This is a genomic window from Streptomyces sp. SudanB5_2050, from assembly GCF_964272335.1.
GTDB classification, from domain to species: Bacteria; Actinomycetota; Actinomycetes; order Streptomycetales; family Streptomycetaceae; genus Streptomyces; species Streptomyces rochei.
In genome coordinates this window covers 2121374-2137194 of sequence record NZ_OZ186760.1, presented here as the reverse complement: position 1 = coordinate 2137194, position 15821 = coordinate 2121374, and the positions used below count along the sequence as shown (strand labels likewise).

General features: G+C 74.3%; 17 protein-coding genes. 10 read left to right on the top strand and 7 right to left on the bottom strand.

What is annotated here, in order from left to right; genetic code table 11:
- Nucleotides 1-80 precede the first annotated feature (80 nt).
- A complete protein-coding gene (locus tag ACFZP7_RS09555) occupies nucleotides 81-665 on the bottom strand; it encodes an RNA-binding S4 domain-containing protein (protein WP_031017105.1) in 585 nt (194 codons plus the stop codon).
- Nucleotides 666-919: 254 nt separating this feature from the next.
- On the opposite strand from ACFZP7_RS09555, the gene ACFZP7_RS09550 reads away from it, so the two are divergent.
- Together ACFZP7_RS09550 and pip are read left to right on the top strand one after the other, a co-directional pair.
- Entirely contained in the window at nucleotides 920-1639 is a 720-nt protein-coding gene (locus ACFZP7_RS09550) for a uracil-DNA glycosylase (RefSeq protein WP_127436884.1), read from the top strand.
- Nucleotides 1640-1680: 41 nt separating this feature from the next.
- A complete protein-coding gene (pip, locus tag ACFZP7_RS09545) occupies nucleotides 1681-2715 on the top strand; it encodes a prolyl aminopeptidase (RefSeq protein WP_385634222.1) in 1035 nt (344 codons plus the stop codon).
- Here the strand turns inward: pip and ACFZP7_RS09540 are convergent.
- On the bottom strand, nucleotides 2675-3088 hold the full coding sequence (locus ACFZP7_RS09540; protein WP_019328101.1) for a RidA family protein: 414 nt from the start codon (nucleotides 3086-3088) through the stop codon (nucleotides 2675-2677). The two genes, pip and ACFZP7_RS09540, sit on opposite strands and share 41 nt — an antisense overlap.
- Before the next feature lie 149 nt (nucleotides 3089-3237).
- Between ACFZP7_RS09540 and ACFZP7_RS09535 the strand changes: the two genes are divergently transcribed.
- From ACFZP7_RS09535 to ACFZP7_RS09515, 5 genes are all read left to right on the top strand, one after another.
- Nucleotides 3238-4008 (top strand): nucleotidyltransferase domain-containing protein, encoded by a 771-nt coding sequence (locus ACFZP7_RS09535; RefSeq protein WP_385634221.1) that lies wholly within the window; start codon nucleotides 3238-3240, stop codon nucleotides 4006-4008.
- A gap of 413 nt (nucleotides 4009-4421) precedes the next feature.
- Nucleotides 4422-6377 (top strand): FUSC family protein, encoded by a 1956-nt coding sequence (locus ACFZP7_RS09530; RefSeq protein ID WP_385638398.1) that lies wholly within the window; start codon nucleotides 4422-4424, stop codon nucleotides 6375-6377.
- Nucleotides 6377-7777: an amidohydrolase gene (locus ACFZP7_RS09525; RefSeq protein ID WP_223779887.1), complete on the top strand. Its 1401-nt coding sequence runs from the start codon at nucleotides 6377-6379 to the stop codon at nucleotides 7775-7777. The genes ACFZP7_RS09530 and ACFZP7_RS09525 overlap by 1 nt, the downstream gene beginning before the upstream one ends.
- A 122-nt stretch (nucleotides 7778-7899) precedes the next feature.
- Entirely contained in the window at nucleotides 7900-8589 is a 690-nt protein-coding gene (locus tag ACFZP7_RS09520; RefSeq protein ID WP_031017115.1) for a DUF899 domain-containing protein, read from the top strand.
- Nucleotides 8590-8747: 158 nt separating this feature from the next.
- A complete protein-coding gene (locus ACFZP7_RS09515) occupies nucleotides 8748-8933 on the top strand; it encodes a hypothetical protein (protein WP_385638395.1) in 186 nt (61 codons plus the stop codon).
- Between the two features lie 89 nt (nucleotides 8934-9022).
- Here the strand turns inward: ACFZP7_RS09515 and ACFZP7_RS09510 are convergent, their stop codons facing one another.
- Together ACFZP7_RS09510 and ACFZP7_RS09505 are read right to left on the bottom strand one after the other, a co-directional pair.
- A complete protein-coding gene (locus ACFZP7_RS09510; RefSeq protein ID WP_029393900.1) occupies nucleotides 9023-9463 on the bottom strand; it encodes a hypothetical protein in 441 nt (146 codons plus the stop codon).
- Nucleotides 9454-10092 (bottom strand): ATP-binding protein, encoded by a 639-nt coding sequence (locus ACFZP7_RS09505; protein ID WP_031017119.1) that lies wholly within the window; start codon nucleotides 10090-10092, stop codon nucleotides 9454-9456. Before ACFZP7_RS09505 ends, ACFZP7_RS09510 begins: the two co-directional genes overlap by 10 nt.
- A 228-nt stretch (nucleotides 10093-10320) precedes the next feature.
- Between ACFZP7_RS09505 and ACFZP7_RS09500 the strand changes: the two genes are divergently transcribed.
- Together ACFZP7_RS09500 and ACFZP7_RS09495 are read left to right on the top strand one after the other, a co-directional pair.
- Nucleotides 10321-11181 carry a helix-turn-helix transcriptional regulator gene (locus ACFZP7_RS09500; protein ID WP_031017122.1) on the top strand — a complete coding sequence of 287 codons (861 nt, stop codon included), beginning with the start codon at nucleotides 10321-10323 and terminating at the stop codon, nucleotides 11179-11181.
- Complete coding sequence (locus ACFZP7_RS09495) at nucleotides 11182-11457, top strand: DUF397 domain-containing protein (RefSeq protein WP_019328110.1); 276 nt, start codon at nucleotides 11182-11184, stop codon at nucleotides 11455-11457. It begins immediately after the preceding gene.
- A gap of 142 nt (nucleotides 11458-11599) precedes the next feature.
- Here ACFZP7_RS09495 and ACFZP7_RS09490 read toward each other — a convergent pair whose 3' ends face one another.
- Complete coding sequence (locus ACFZP7_RS09490; RefSeq protein WP_031017124.1) at nucleotides 11600-13090, bottom strand: glutamate synthase subunit beta; 1491 nt, start codon at nucleotides 13088-13090, stop codon at nucleotides 11600-11602.
- A 145-nt stretch (nucleotides 13091-13235) separates the two neighbouring features.
- Nucleotides 13236-13715, bottom strand: a complete 480-nt coding sequence (locus tag ACFZP7_RS09485; RefSeq protein ID WP_385634220.1) for a DUF1772 domain-containing protein — start codon at nucleotides 13713-13715, stop codon at nucleotides 13236-13238.
- 163 nt (nucleotides 13716-13878) lie between these two features.
- Between ACFZP7_RS09485 and ACFZP7_RS09480 the strand changes: the two genes are divergently transcribed.
- Nucleotides 13879-14511, top strand: coding sequence for a uridine kinase (locus tag ACFZP7_RS09480; RefSeq protein WP_385634219.1), 633 nt, complete (start codon nucleotides 13879-13881; stop codon nucleotides 14509-14511).
- A gap of 15 nt (nucleotides 14512-14526) precedes the next feature.
- Here the strand turns inward: ACFZP7_RS09480 and ACFZP7_RS09475 are convergent, their stop codons facing one another.
- Nucleotides 14527-15654, bottom strand: coding sequence for a magnesium and cobalt transport protein CorA (locus ACFZP7_RS09475; RefSeq protein ID WP_125535937.1), 1128 nt, complete (start codon nucleotides 15652-15654; stop codon nucleotides 14527-14529).
- Between the last annotated feature and the right edge of the window lie 167 nt (nucleotides 15655-15821).

Sequence of the window (15821 nt, the reverse complement as noted above, 5' to 3'; positions counted from 1 at the left end):
CCCTCAGAGCCCCGCAGGCACTCCTCGAGCCATGCGGGTCCTCCCGAGCGAGCCATGCGGGCCCTCCGCGGGGCTTCTCCTCAGGAGGGGGGCTTGCTCTTGGCGTCCCTCCGGGCGCGGCTCAGGCTCTCCAGGCCGCGCAGGCGTTCCAGCTCGCGGCGGTCGCGTTTGGTCGGGCGGCCGGCGCCGCGATCGCGGACACCGGCCGGGGCGACGGCCTCGCGCGGCGGGGGCGGCGGCGAGTTGTCGATGTAGCACTGGACGGCGACCGGGGCTCCGACGCGCTTGCGGATCAGCCGCTTCACCACGACGACGCGTTCCCTGCCCTCGTGCCGCAGGCGCACCTCGTCGCCGACGCGCAGGGAGTGGGCGGGCTTCACGCGCTCGCCGTTCACCCGCACATGGCCGCCACGGCAGGCGGTCGCCCCGAGGGAACGGGTCTTGATGAGGCGGACGGCCCAGATCCAGCTGTCCACCCGGACGCTCTCGCCGCTCTGCGGCCCGGCCGCCTCGGCGGCGGCGATCGCCGCGGCGGTCTTCGGGTCAGGGGCGCGGGACTCGTCGGCCGCTCCAGGGCCCGCCTCGCGGGACGCGTCGGCACCGCCGTCGCCCGTGCGGGTCCCGGCCGCCCCGCCGGCCCTGCCCTCGTCATGCTCGGAAGCCATGCCCCGACCTTAACCGCCCGGCCCACCGGGAGGAGGCGCCATTTCCGGGGCGGTCCGGCACCGGCCCGCGCCCGGCACCGGCACACGTCCGAGACCGGTACACGCCCGGTGCCGGCACACGTCCGGAACCGGCACACGTCCGGAACCGGCACACGTCCGGAACCGGCATACGTTCCGTACCGCGACGCCGCCCGGCCCCGGTGCGGTGCCGGGCCGCGGGTTTGTCCGGGACGGGTCGGTCTTACGGTGGGGACATGGACACGGACACCAGCGGCCTCTCCGCGCTCGACCGGCGGATCGCGGGGTGCCGGGCCTGCCCGCGGCTGGTCGCCTGGCGCGAAGAGGTCGCACGCACGAAACGGGCGGCCTTCGCCGACTGGACGTACTGGGGCCGGCCGGTGCCAGGGTTCGGTCCGGCGGACGCGCGGCTGCTGATCGTCGGCCTCGCTCCCGCTGCCCACGGCGGCAACCGCACCGGCAGGATGTTCACCGGAGACCGATCCGGGGACGTGCTGTACCAGGCGCTGTACGACGTGGGGCTCGCCTCGCAGCCCACCGCGGTCGCCGCCGACGACGGCCTGGAGCTGTACGGGGTGCGCGTCACCTCGCCGGTGCACTGCGCCCCGCCCGCCAACAAGCCCACCCCGGCCGAACGCGACACCTGCCGATCCTGGCTCGTCCAGGAGCTGGGACTGCTGCGCCCGACGCTGCGGGCCGTGGTCGTACTGGGCGCCTTCGGCTGGCAGGCCGCGCTGCCCGCCTTCGGAGAGGCCGGTTGGACCGTGCCCCGGCCGCGTCCCGCCTTCGCACACGGCGGGCAGGTCGAGCTGGCCGGCACCGACGGCCCCGGACTGCACCTCTTCGGCTGCTTCCACGTCAGCCAGCGCAACACGTTCACCGGCCGGCTCACCCCCGAGATGCTCCGGGAGGTGCTGCGTACGGCGGCCAGGACGGCGGGGCTGCCGGCCCGGTAAAAGGGGAGGATCGGCCCCGGCCGGCGGGCTACGGTGCTCCGATGGGCCTCTATCCGGTGATCGAACCGTACGACCACGGCATGCTCGACGTCGGCGACGGCAACCGCGTCCACTGGGAGACCTGCGGAAATCCGCACGGCAAGCCCGCCCTGGTCCTGCACGGGGGACCGGGGAGCGGGACCGGCCCCAACCTCAGGCGGTACTTCGACCCCGCCGCCTATCGGATCGTCCTGCTCGACCAGCGCGGCGCCGGACGGTCGCTGCCCCGCGCGAGCGCCCACGACACCGACATGAGCGTCAACACGACCGCCCACCTCATGGCCGACCTGGAGCGGCTGCGTGCCCACCTGGGCATCGAGCGGTGGCTGGTGTGGGGCGTGTCCTGGGGCTCGGCACTGGGCCTGCGGTACGCGCAGACGCACCCCGGGGTCGTGTCCGAACTGGTGTTGACCGGGGTCGCGACCGGCTCGAACGCCGAGGTGGCCCTGCTGACCCGGGGCCTGGGGAAGATCTTCCCGGAGGCGCACGAGCGGTTCCTCGCCGAGCTGCCCCCGAAGGAGCGCGAGGGCAACCTGGCCGCCGCCTACAACCGTCTCCTGGAGTCTCCCGACCCGGCGGTCAGGGACCGGGCCGCCCGGGCCTGGACGGACTGGGAGACGGCGATCATCCCCGCACCGCCCGGTTCGGTCGCTCGGTACCGGGACCCGGAGTTCCGCAGGGGCTTCGCCCGTACCGTCACCCACTACTGGGGCAACGGCCACTTCCTCGGCGAGGGCGACGGCGAGGACGAGGGTGTGGTCCTGCGGGACGCGCACCGGCTGAAGGGCATCCCGGGCACCCTCGTGCAGGGCAGCCTGGACTTCGGCAACCTCCTCGGCATCGTCTGGCGGCTCCACCACGCCTGGCCGGAGAGCGAGCTGATCGTCGTGGACGAGGCGGGACACGACGCCGGAGCCGTCGGGGACGAGGCGCTGCTGGCGGCGACCGACAAGTACGCCCGGGCCGGGGCCGCCACCCCCCGCGGCTCCTCCCGGCTCACGGACCCGTCGGCTCCGGCACGACCGCCGTCGCCGTGATCTCCACGAGCTGCCCCGGGTATCCGAGGCAGCTGACCCCGAGCAGCGTCGACGAGTGCGGTCCGCCGCTGAGCCCCGACGCCTCGACGACCTCCCAGACGGCGGACAGCGCGGCGGTCTCGGAACTCACCACGTACACGTCGGTCGACAGGACGTGTGCCGGCCCGCTGCCCACGGCGCGCAGCTGCTCGGTGAGATTCGCGATCACCTGCTCCGCCTGCCGGACCGGATCGCCCGCGCCGACCAGCTCCCCCTCCGCGTCCAGCGGGACGGACCCGGCGAGGAAGGCGAGCTTCGTCCCGGCCTCGACGACGGAGACGTGGGAGTAGGTGGGTGGCGGGAACAGACCGGGCACGGTGACACGCTGAATCACGTGGGCTCTCCAGAGACGGACGGACGTTCCCCCGATCGTCCGCTCGCGGCTCACCCGGCGCACCCGAATTTCCCTCGTGGACCGGGCCCCGGACGCCTAGGCTGCACGAGCCCCTCACACCCGCCCCGCCGCCACAGGAGCCCTCCGCAGTGCCCTCCCTCCCGGACCAGGTCTTCCTCGACACCACCGCCGACCGCCTCGCCGCCCTCCCCACCGTCCGGGCGGTCACCCTGGGCGGCTCCCGGGCCCAGGGCACCCACGGGCCCGACAGCGACTGGGACCTGGCGGTCTACTACCGGGGCGCCTTCGACCCGGACGACGTCCGCGCCCTCGGCTGGGCCGGCGAGGTCAGCGAGGTCGGTGCCTGGGGCGGCGGGGTCTTCAACGGCGGTGCCTGGCTGACCATCGACGAGCGCCGCGTCGACCTGCACTACCGCGACCTCGACGCGGTCGAGCACGAGGTGGCCGAGGCCGAGGCGGGACGCTTCGGCGTGGAACCGCTGATGTTCCACCTGGCGGGCATCCCGACGTACCTGGTGGTCGCCGAGCTGGCGATCAACCGGGTGCTGCGCGGCCGACTGCCCCGCCCCGCCTACCCCGAGGCCCTGCGGAGCACCGCCCCCGACCGCTGGTACGGCGCCGCGACCGCCACCCTCGCCTACGCCAAGGCGGGACACGCCCCCAAGGGCGCCCTCACCCAGGTCGCCGGCGCGATCGCCCTCGCGACGACCCAGACGGCACACGCGGTCCTGGCGGCGCGGGGGGAGTGGGTCACCAACGAGAAGGGCCTCGTCGAACGGGCCGGGCTGGGCGGCCGGACGGACGCGCTGCTGGCACGGCTGCTGCCCGAGCCGCAGTCCCTGGCACGGTCGCTGACCGAGGCCGAGGAGATCCTGCGCGCCGCCGTGGAGGCCGGCTGACTCGGCCGCCCCGGGCCCGGCGGTGACGGGACGCGGCCGCGCTTCGTCGATGCACGCGGGCGCCGTGGTCGCCGCGTGCGCGGCGAGGGCGATGACGACGGAGGAGCACGCGGAACCCGCAACGTTGCAGGGGGCGCGGGCGGGCGGCCGGCCGGCGGCGGGCAGATCGCGTTCACACCGCTGAAACCCGCACGTATCCGGCCCCTCGCACACCGGCCGTACGCTGGAAGGCATCCCGCCCGGCCACCGTCGCCCGAAGGCTCACCCCCGCCCTCGCCCCGACGACAGGAGCCCCGCGCCCCGTGTCCCGCACCGCCCGCCCCGCCGCCGGCACCACCCCCGCGCCCGGACCCGCCGCCACGGCAGCCGCCACCGCCGCCACCGACACCCTCCCGCCCTGGCTCGCGCACGCCCTGCGCGCCCAGCGCGGCCCGGTCCCCTGGGCCGCGGTCACCCGCGGGGCCCTGGCCGCAGGCCCGCTGCTGCTCGCCGCACTGCTCGCCGGACGGGCCTCCCTCGGGGTCGTCGCCGCGATCGCCGCGATGCTGGCCGGCATCAACGACCGGCCGGGCAGCCGCCGTACGTCCGTCAGGCGCATCGGCGTGCCCGCCCTCGCGGGAGCCGTCGGGCTGCTCGTCGGGTCGTACGCCGGCGCACACCTGGGGGCCTTCGCGCTGACCCTCGTACTGACCGGGCTCGGACTGGTCGGCGGAGGCATCAGCGCGATCGGGCCCGTGGCCTCCGGGACCGGGACGCAGTTGCTGGTCACCAGCGCGGTGGGCGCCGGGATGCCGCTGCCCGACCCCGTGTGGCAGACCGTGCCCGCCTTCCTGGCCGGCGCCGGATGGCTGCTCGCGCTGCGGCTGCTGCTGCCCACGCCCGTCTCCCGCACCGGCGACCCCCGCGCCGGCCGAGGCCGCGGCCCGTACCGCCCCGACAGCCGTTTCGCCCCTCGCCCGGACAAGCGCTCCGACCCCCGCCCCGACCCTCGACCCGATCTCCGCCCCGACCCTCGCCCCGAGCCCCGACCCGGTCCCCGCCCCGACGTGCGCCTCGACTTCCGCTTCGACGGTGAGCGGGCCGCCGTCGCCGAGGTCTACGACGCCGTCGCCGCGCTCCTGGACGCGGCCGGCACCGAACACGCCGGCGCCCGGCGCGCCGCCCTCACCGCAGCGCTCGACCACGCGCAGGACGCGCTCGCCGGACCCAGGCTGCGGCGCCACCCGTCGTCCGCGGCCGAGCGCCGCCTGCACGCCCAGTACGCCGCGGCGCTGCCGCTGGGCGAGGCGGCGACCGCGCTCGCCTGGGCGGAGCGGACCGTGCCGAAGCGTGCGGCCGAGGGCCCCCGGCGGCTCGCGGCGGCCGTCCGCGGCAACTCCCTCGCCGGGCCGCTGCCCGCCCCCGCCCGGACCGACCCCGCCCTGCGCGCCCTCGACGCCGCCCTCCTGCACGCCGCCGAGGTCTTCGACCGGGGCCGGGCCCCGGACCTGCACACCCGCAGGCGGTCCGTCGCCGCACTGGTGCGCACGGTCCTCGGCGCGGGCGGCCGGGAGTACGCCCTGCGCGCCGGGCTGTGCTTCGGCGCCGCCGCCGCCACCGCCCAGGCCCTGCACCACGGGCACTGGTACGGGGCCCACCAGCACTGGTACTGGCTGCCCGCCACCGCCGTCTTCCTCGTCAAACCCGACCTCGGCCCCCTCGTGTCCCGGGTGCTGTGCCGGGCCGCCGGAACCGTGCTCGGGGCCCTGCTCTTCGCCGGGTTCGCGGCCGTGCTGCCGCGGCCGGAGGGGCTCGTCGTGCTCGTCGCCGTCTGCGGCGCCCTGGTGCCGGTGGCCGCGCGGCACTTCGCCGCCCAGACCACGGTCGTCACCGTCCTCGTCCTCGCCCTGGTCATGGTGGGCGGCGAACCCCAGGCATCCGCCGGACGCATCGGCGAGACACTGCTCGCCTGCGCGATCGTGCTGATCGTCGGTCACCTCCCGGTGCCCGGGCAGCGGGGCGGCGGGGTCCGTGCCCGGATCGACGCCGCCGACGCCGCCGCGCACGCGTACCTCGTCCACGTACTCGGCGAGTCCGACGACCGGGCCGCCCGGTGGACGCTGCGCCGCGAGGCGTACCGCACGCTCGCCGAGGCCCGTGCCGCGATCGCGCGGGCCGCCGCCGAACTGCCCGCCCTCGCCCGGCACTCCGCGGGCGCGGACGAGGTGGCCGCGGTACTGGAACGACTCGTCGACACCACCACCGCGTGCGCCGTGCACCTCGACGACATCGGCCGGCTCACGCCCCGCCACACCGAACGGCTCGCCGCGCTGCGGGACGAACTCGCCACCCGGCGCGGGCGGGTGGGCCGCTCCCGTACGTTGGCGTGATGACGCCTCCCTCCCCGCAGAAGCCCGCCCGGCCCCAGGAGAAGCGCCCCCGCGAGACACCCGCCGATCTGATCGTCACCGGATGCACCGTCCTCGTCCACGACGACCGGGAACGGATCGGCTTCGAGGAGGACGCGGCCGTCGTCGTACGGAACGGAGCGATCGACTCCGTGACGACCGCCGCCGCGGTGGCCGGCCTGCCCGCCGCCGACCGGATCGACGCCCGCGGACAGGTCGCCCTCCCCGGACTGATCAACTGCCACACGCACGCGCCGATGGTCGCCCTGCGCGGACTGGCCGAGGACCTGCCCACCGAGGAGTGGTTCAACGACGTCGTGTGGCCCGTCGAGTCCAACCTCACCGAACGGGACGTGGAGCTGGGCGCGCGGCTGGCGTGCGCCGAGATGATCCGGGCGGGCGTGACGGCCTTCGCCGACCACTACTTCGCCATGGACGCCGTCGCCGCCGTGGTCGCCGAGTGCGGGATGCGGGCGCTGCTGGGACAGGCGTACTTCTCCACGCAGGGCCCCGAGGGACGGGAGCGGTCCCTGGAGTTCGCGCTGCGGCACCGGGGATCGGCCGACGGCCGGATCACCACCGCCCTGGCCCCGCACGCCCCCTACACCGTGACCGACGCCGACCTCGCCGCCACCGCCGACCTGGCCCGCGCGCACGGACTGCCCGTGCACCTGCACGCCGCCGAGAACCGCGACCAGACCGACACCAGCCTCGCCCGGCACGGCGCCACCCCGATCGGCGTCCTGGAGCGCACCGGCATCCTCGACACCGACGTACTCATCGCCCACGGCACCGGCATCACCGAGGACGACCTGCCGCTCCTCGCGGACGCGAGCGGCCGCACGGCCGTGGCCACCGCGCCCCGCGGCTATCTGAAGTTCGCCTGGCCCACCACCACACCCGTACGCGCCCTGCGCGACATCGGCGTCCCGGTCGGACTCGCCACCGACGGCGCCGCCTCGAACAACTCCCTGGACGTGTGGGAGTCGATGGCGCTGACGTCCCTGGTCCAGAAGGCGACGGAGGGCGATCCACGCTGGCTGACCTCGCGCCAGGCCCTCCACCACGCCTCGCTGCAGAGCGCCCGCGCGGTCGGGCTCGGTGACACCGTCGGCCGCATCGCACCGGGGCGGCGGGCGGACCTCGTCCTCGTCGACCTCACCGGCCCGCACACCCAGCCCGTGCACGACCTCGCCGCCACCCTCGTGCACAGCGCCCGCTCCGCCGACGTGCGCACCACGATCGTCGACGGACGCGTGCTCATGCGGGACCGCGAACTGCTGACCCTGGACGTGCCCGCGGTGGTGCGCGAGCTGGGGGAGCGGCTGCCCGCGCTGACCGAGCGCGGCCACGGCCGGCGCGTCCAGGAGTACGACACCTGAGGCCGGCGGCGCGCGGGCACCGCCCCGGAAAAAACTTCGCCGGACCGCGATGAGTTCCGCTCCGCCCGACGGTCACCACCCCCGACGGACCGTCGTATGCCGTACAGGAGGAGCTGGAGCCCATGTCGCTGCCCGAGATCGTCAGCCGCGCGGAGTGGCGCGCGGCGCGCGCGGCCCTACTGGCGAAGGAGAAGGCGGCCACCCGCGCGCGCGACGCGCTCAACGCCGAGCGGCGCGGGCTGCCCATGGTGGAGGTCGACAAGGAGTACGTGTTCGAGGGCGGCGACGGCAAGGCCACCCTGCTCGACCTCTTCGAGGGCCGCGACCAGCTCGTCGTCTACCACTTCATGTTCGCGCCGGAGTGGGACGCCGGCTGCCGCAGCTGCTCGGCCTTCCTGGACCAGATCGGCCACCTCGCGCACCTGCGGGCCCGCGGCACCTCGTTCGCCGCGGTCTCCCGGGCGCCGTACCCGAGGATCCTGCCGTTCAAGGCGCGGATGGGCTGGACACTGCCCTGGTACTCGTCGTACGTCAGCGACTTCAACACCGACTTCGAGGTGACCCTGGAACACGAGGGCGAACTCGTCGAGCGGCCGGGGCTCAGCTGCTTCCTGCGGGACCGCGAGCGGGTCTTCCACACCTACTCGACGTACGAGCGTGGCCTCGACGGACTCGGCTCCACCACGAGCCTGCTCGACCTGACGGCGCTCGGACGGCGGGAGCCCTGGGAGAAACCGGAGGGGCGCGCGTCGGCTCTCGGGGCCCCCGCGGGAAGCGAGGGAGTCCGCTACCACGACGAGTACGAGGACTGACACGCACCGTAGCCGTGCGGGTCAAACGGCTGAGGTCTCGCTCACACTTTGCGGTGAACGGGTGTCAACTACGTCTCAGTACCATCACCACGCGAGGCTTTCGCTCCATGGTTGGCGTTTGACTCTACGAGTACAGCGCTGCATGGAGGTGCAGGATGGTGAACGGGCGAACAGTGCTTGAACGCTTTCCCGCCGGTGGACCGCGGGGATCGTGGCCGGCGGAGGAATTCGCGCAGGCGCGGCGACGGGAGGGTCTCCCCGCCGAGGTCGTCATGGACCTCGCCACGGACATGTTCCTGGTCGTCGTGCGCGCCGGCGACGCCGCGGGTGACGCGGCCGCCTGACACCCGGCCGCCCGGCGGCCGACGCCCCCCGGTGCTCCGGACTCCAAAGGCGCGCGGCGGCGGGAGGCGCGCGGTGGCCGGCGGTGGCGCTAGGCGCTCACCGGACGCGACCAGGTCGGCGTCGTGTTCGTCAGCCGGCACAGCGCCAGATAGAGCGGAATGGGCGGGGTGTACGGCACCGTGCCGTCCGGGCGGTGGATGAGGCCGGGCACGTCGGGAGCGTCGGGGACGACCGCGCCGGCGGCGTACCGCGCGGGGGCGGGCCACTCCAAGGCGTAGTCGGAGTCCGACGGGACGATCCACCACCAGTGCGCCTCGTCGGCGTAGACGCACCCCACGCGGGGCAGCCGGGGCATCACCAGGGGCCCGAAGCGGGCGGGCACCGCCACCGCGTCGCAGCCCAGCGGGGCCGTCATCCCGTCCGGCACGAGCAGCCGCCGGGTCGACCCGGGGGCGTGCATCCGTCGCTGGAGGCCGACCAGTGTGTCGAGGCCGAGCGGTCGAATGCCGGACGCAGCCCTCACAGCCATGCGGTCCCCGTTCCGCGGCGCGCCTCGAGTCGGCGTCCCTCCGCCTCGCCGTCCTCACCCGGGCCGTCGGCCGGGCCGGGCTTGGGGCGGGTGCCCCAGCCCAGGTCGTTGTGGGGCTCCGCCGGGTCGCGCGGGCCGTCGGCCTTGCGCGGCAGCTCCGCCCAGACCAGGAGTCCGGGCCCGTGCTCGTGGGCCCCCCACGCGTCGCACAGGGCGTCCACCAGCAGCAGCCCCCTGCCGTGCTCGTCATCGGGCCGCTGAGCGGTCTGCGGGTGGGGCTGGCCCGGGGCGCAGCCCTCGTCGCGCACGGCTATGCGGACCAGGTCGGCGCCGTCATGCAGCTCGCAGACTATGTGCCGGCTCGCGGTGTGCACGATCGCGTTGGTCACCAGCTCGGAGACGACCAGTGCCGCGGTGTCACAGGTGTCCTCGCACACCGACCAGCCGTTCAGCCGAGCGCGGGTCAGGCGTCTGGCCTGCGCCGGCGAGCCCGGGTGTGCGGCCAGCTCGAAACGGAACCGGCGGTCGGCGGCGGCCCCGGAGGAACCGGCTCCCACGGCGGCGGCGAGGCCGAGGGAACCCGCGGTGGCCTCTGTTCCTAAAGGCGCGGACGGAATCACGCTTGCCACTATCGCCCCGTCGTGAACACTTGGCAAGTGTCACTCTGAAAAATGCAGAGTGCGGTGTGACGGTCTGGAAGGCCGTGGCACACTGCTCGCAACAGCACGTCGAGCGGCGCCACTTCGGAGCACCGAAGGTCTGCACGGGCTTTCGAAAAGTTTTTCGAATGGCGCCGTCGGGCTGTGCGCATGTCGCGGTGCGCGCACGTTGATTCGGACTTCTCGTGGAGGTGGGCGGTGAGCGAGCCGCGGTCGGCGCCGACGGTCGGCCAGGTCGTCCTCGGCCGGCGCCTGTCGGACCTGCGTGAACGCGCGGGCCTCAAGCGCGAGGAAGCCGCCCGCATCCTGCACGTCGCCCCCGCCACGGTACGCCGGATGGAGACGGCCGAGGTCGCCCTGAAGATCCCGTACCTCCAGCTCCTGCTGAAGGCCTACGGCGTCGGCGACGAGGAGGCCGACTCCTTCGTCAGGCTGGCCGAGGACGCCAACAGACCCGGATGGTGGCAGCGCTTCCACGACATCCTGCCGGGCTGGTTCTCGATGTACGTCAGCCTGGAGGGCGCGGCCTCCCTGATCCGTTCCTACGAGCCCCACTTCGTGCCCGGTCTGCTGCAGACCGAGGACTACGCGCGCGGGGTGCTCCGCTCCGGAGCGATCGGGCAGACCCGGCCGGACGACATCGAACGCCACGTCGACCTGCGCATGCGGCGCCAGGAACTGCTCACCCGCGAGGACGCGCCCAGGCTGTGGGTGGTGATGGACGAGACCGCCCTGCGCCGCCCCGTCGGCGGACCGGAGGTGATGCGCGCCCAGCTCGACCGGCTGCTCGAGGCCACGGAGCTGTCCAACGTGACGCTGCAGGTCGCACCGTTCTCCAACGGGCCGCACCCGGGCACCTACGGGCCCTTCGTCCTGTTCCGTTTCGCCATGCCGGAACTGCCGGACATGGTCTACAGCGAGTACCTGACCGGCGCCGTCTACCTCGACGCGCGCGCGGAGGTGGCGACCCACCTCGAGGTCATGGACCGCATGGCGGCCCAGGCCGCCACGGCACACCGCACGAAGGAGATCCTCCGGGATCTCCGCAAGGAGCTGTGAATGAGTCACATCGCACCCCAGCGCTCGCCGCGCAGCCGCGGCGAGCGCATCTACAACGGCATGCCCGCCCGGGAGCTGGGCAGCGAGGGCTGGCACAAACCGTGGAGCGGCGGCAACGGAGGGAACTGTCTGGAGGCCATGAAGCTCGCCGACGGCCGGATCGCGGTACGGCAGTCCACCGACCCCGACGGGCCCGCACTGATCTACACCTCCGCCGAGATGACGGCCTTCATCGAGGGAGCGAAGGCGGGAGAGGCGGACTTCCTGCTGTCCTGAACCCGCACGGCGTTGATGCTTCCTTTTTAAACTGATCAGCTGATTGTTTCTGACATTCGACACGGGATCGATCGCCGTCCGGGAGGAGGACGGTGGGTGGGGGGGGAGGGGGAGGAGGCCGTCGCCGGCCGGGAGCACACGGTCAGGCCGTCATCGGCCGGTCGTACGGCCCGACCGGCGCCGGCAGCCGAGTGCTGCCACCCGACAGATGACGGTCGACGGCCGCCGCCACCGAGCGCCCCTCCGCGATGGCCCACACGACGAGTGACTGCCCGCGCGCCGCGTCCCCGGCGGCGAACACCCCCGGCACATTGGTCGCGAAGGCGCCGTCCCGGGCGATCGTGCCCCCGGGCCCCAGCTCCAGACCCAGCCCGTCGACGAGCCCGTCCGCCGGGTCCGGTCCCGAAAAGCCGAGGGCCAGGAGGACCAGATCGGCGGGGAGCGAGCGGACGGTGCCGGGAAGCGGCCGGCGAGCGGCGTCCACGGCCACCAGGCGCACCGACCGCACCCGGCCCTCCGCGTCCCCGGTGAACCGGAGCGTGGACGCCGCGAACAGCCGCGCGTCCGCGTCCGCCGCCGGCGCGGAGCGCAGGTCGCGCGCCTCCTCGTGAGCGGCCGACAGCCGGTACAGCCGCGGATACGTCGGCCACGGCTCGGCCTCCTCGTCGCGCTCCGCGCCCGGCCGCGCGTAGATGTCCAACTGGGTCACGGACGCCGCGCCCTCCCGCACCGCGGTGCCGAGGCAGTCCGCGCCGGTGTCGCCGCCGCCGACGATCACGACGTGCTTCCCGGCGGCGGAGAGCGGGGAGCGCTCCAGGTCGCCCGCGCACACCCGGTTGGCCGGCGGCAGGTACTCCATCGCCTGATGGACACCGGCCAGCTCCCGGCCGGGAACGGCCAGTTCGCGCCACGCGGTCGCCCCGGTGGCGATCACCACCGCGTCGTAACGGGCCCGCAGCCCGGCGGCGTCCACGTCCCGCCCGACCGCCGTCGACGTACGGAACCTCGTCCCCTCCTCCCGCATCTGCCCGATCCGCCGCTCCAGGTGCCGCTTCTCCATCTTGAACTCGGGGATGCCGTACCGCAGCAGCCCGCCCACACGGTCGTCCCGCTCGTACACGGCGACCGTGTGCCCGGCCCTCGTCAGCTGCTGCGCCGCCGCCAGCCCGGTGGGCCCCGACCCGATCACCGCCACCGTCCTGCCCGACAGCCGGTCCGGCGGGCGCGGCGGGACGAGACCCTCCTCCCACGCCCGGTCGGCGATCGCGCACTCGACGTTCTTGATGGTGACGGCGGGCTGATTGATGGCGAGCACACAACCCGCCTCGCACGGCGCCGGGCAGAGCCGGCCGGTGAACTCGGGGAAGTTGTTCGTGGCGTGCAGCCGGTCGCTCGCCGCGTGCCAGTCCGAACGGGCCACCAGATCGTTCCACTCGGGGATCAGGTTCCCGAGCGGACAGGCCTCGTGGCAGAAGGGGACCCCGCAGTCCATGCAGCGGTCCGCCTGCGGGCCGACGATCGGGAGCAGCGCACCGGGCACGTACACCTCGTCCCAGTCCCGGACCCGTTCGCCGACCGGCCTTCGGGGCCACTCCTCGCGGGGCGTGGTGAGGAAACCCTTGGGGTCGGCCATGACCGTCTCCCTTGCCCGCGGGGCCAGCCGTGCGCGGGGCGGTTCGCCCGCGCCCTCGGGGCCCTCGCGCTCCTGCGGCCACGATACGGCCCGCCGCCGGCGCCCGCAGAGCGTGCGGAGGCCCTGTCCGGCGGCGCCCGCTCCCTCAGGACAGGGCCAGCACGTACGCCACCGCGGCGGCGGCCGACGCGACGGTACGGACGTGGTTCCACGCCGTCCACTCGCGCACGTACGACCGCCACCGGCCGGCCGCCTCCGCGGCATCCGGCTCCAGCCGGAGCAGCGCGGTGTTGCGCGGCACGTTGGCCACCGCGGTCACCCCGAACGACCCGCAGAGGTACAGGGCACTGCCCAGCAGCAGTTCCACCGCCGCCCCGTCCGGCCACAGCACGAACGTCATCACGGCGATCACCGCGGTGAGCACCGCCGTCCCGAGGAAGACGGCCATGAACGCGGGCCGCACCGCCGCCGTGTTGATCGCGTTCATCGCGGCGATCCCCTGCGCGGGCGGCAGCGCGGCGAGCCCCCGCATCACGAACGTGGAGAAGGCGCAGAAGGCACCGGCCGTCAGACCGGTGCCGAGCACCCCCAGCACCGTGAGCACGAAGTACGGTCCGTCGATCATGATCTGTCGGCTCCCCCTCGTCGAGTCCCCGGCCGCACGGCACCGTCCGCCGTCGACCACCCCGAGTCAACCTCCGCGCGGGCCCGCCGGCCATGGCCCGTCGGCGCGGGCGCATGTGCGAGCGTCCACGCGGGCGCACCGCCGGACGGCGCATCATGGACGGGTGCGACTGGAAGCGATCACCTGGGACAGACTCGGCGACCTGCTCGCCGAGCGTCTGCTCGACCTCGAACCCGCCGACGGCGGCGACCGGCCCCGCGTCGCCTTCGACGGCGCCCCGGCCGCCCGCCCCGGCGAACTCGCCCGACGGGTCGGTGAAGCGCTGCGTGTCCGCGGCCGCCCCTCCCTCGTCGTCGGCACGGAGGGCTTTCTGCGCCCCGCCTCGCTCCGCCTGGAGTACGGCCATCGGGACGCGGAGTCCTACTACAGCGGCTGGTACGACACCGGCGCCCTGTGGCGGGAGGTCTTCGACCCGCTCGCGCCCGGAGGCGACGGCCGTGTACTGCCCGACCTGTGGGACCCCGTCACGGACCGCGCCACCCGCAGCCCCTACGTCCACCTCCCGCCCGGCGGCGTACTGCTGCTGCACGGGCCCTTCCTGCTGCGCCACTGGTTCCCCCTCGATCTCAGCGTCCACCTCGTCCTCACCCCCGGCGCCCTGCGCCGCCGCACCCCCGACTCCGAGCACTGGACCCTCCCCGCCTTCGAACGCTACGAGGAGGAGGCCGACCCGTCGGCCACCGCCGACGTGCTGGTACGCGCCGACGACCCACGGCACCCCGCGTGGAACGGCTGAGCCGCCGAAGTGGGCTCAGAGCCAGCCGTTGCGCCGGAAGCCCCGGTGCAGCGCCACACAGGCGACGGCTATGACGCCGATGACGAGGGCGTAGCCGTAGCGCCAGCGCAGCTCGGGCATGTGGTCGAAGTTCATGCCGTACACCCCGCAGACCATCGTGGGGACGGCGATGATCGCGGCCCAGGCGGTGATCTTCCGCATGTCCTCGTTCTGCGCGACCGTCACCCGGGCGAGGTGCGCCTGGAGGATGGAGTTGAGCAGCTCGTCGAAGGCGGCGATCTGCTCCGTGGCCCGCAGGAGGTGGTCGGCGACGTCCCGGAAGTACGCCTGTATCTCCGGCTCGACCGCCCGGGCCGGCCGTGTGGCCAGCTCCTCCAGCGGCCGGCCGAGCGGCACCACGGCCCGCCGCAGTTCCAGCAGTTCTCGTTTGAGCTGGTAGATCCGGCCCGGGTCGACCCGGGCGCCGTGCTCCGCGAACACCTCCGTCTCGACGTGGTCGATGTCCGCCTGGAACGCCTCGATGACACCGAGGAAGTCGTCGACGACATGGTCCGCGATCGCGTGGAGCACCGCCGACGGCCCCTTCGCGAGCTGCACGGGGTCGGTCTCCAGCCCCTCCCGCAGCGGGCCCAGCGAGCCGTGGCGCCCGTGCCGCACGGTGATCACGAAGTCCTGGCCGACGAACACCATGATCTCCCCGGTGCTCACCACCTCGCTCGTGGCGGTCAGCTGCTCGTGCTCCACGTAGCAGACCGTCTTGAACACGGCGAAGAGCGTCTCCCCGTACCGCTCCACCTTCGGGCGCTGATGGGCCTCGATCGCGTCCTCGACCGCCAGCGGATGCAGGTCGAACAGCTCCGCCACACCCGCGAACTCCTGGTCCGTCGGCTCGTGCAGGCCCAGCCAGACGAAGCCGCCCCGCCCCCTGCGCATCCGCTCCACGATCTGCACCGGATCGCCGACCTCGGGGGTGCGGACGCCGTCCCGGTAGGTCACGCAGTTCACCACCGAGGAGCCCAGCGGGGAGCGGGCGGGGTGGCTCAGATCCACCCGAGGGCGCCTGCGGGCCAGCCGCGCCACCCTGCGCAGTCCACCGGTCCTGCCCAGGCCCGTGACCTTCCGCAGATTCCCTGCCATCGTCATCCGTGTCTCCTCGCGTGGGTCCCCTCGCGCCGTGCTTCCCGCGCCCTGGCGGGACAGTCTGCCAGGGCGGCGCGGGTGGCGGACCGGCCTGTGGAAACGGAGCGTTCCGCTTGGTTCCCGGCTGTGGACGGGGCCCTCGGAGCGGTGCCGTTCCGGTGCGTCGACCG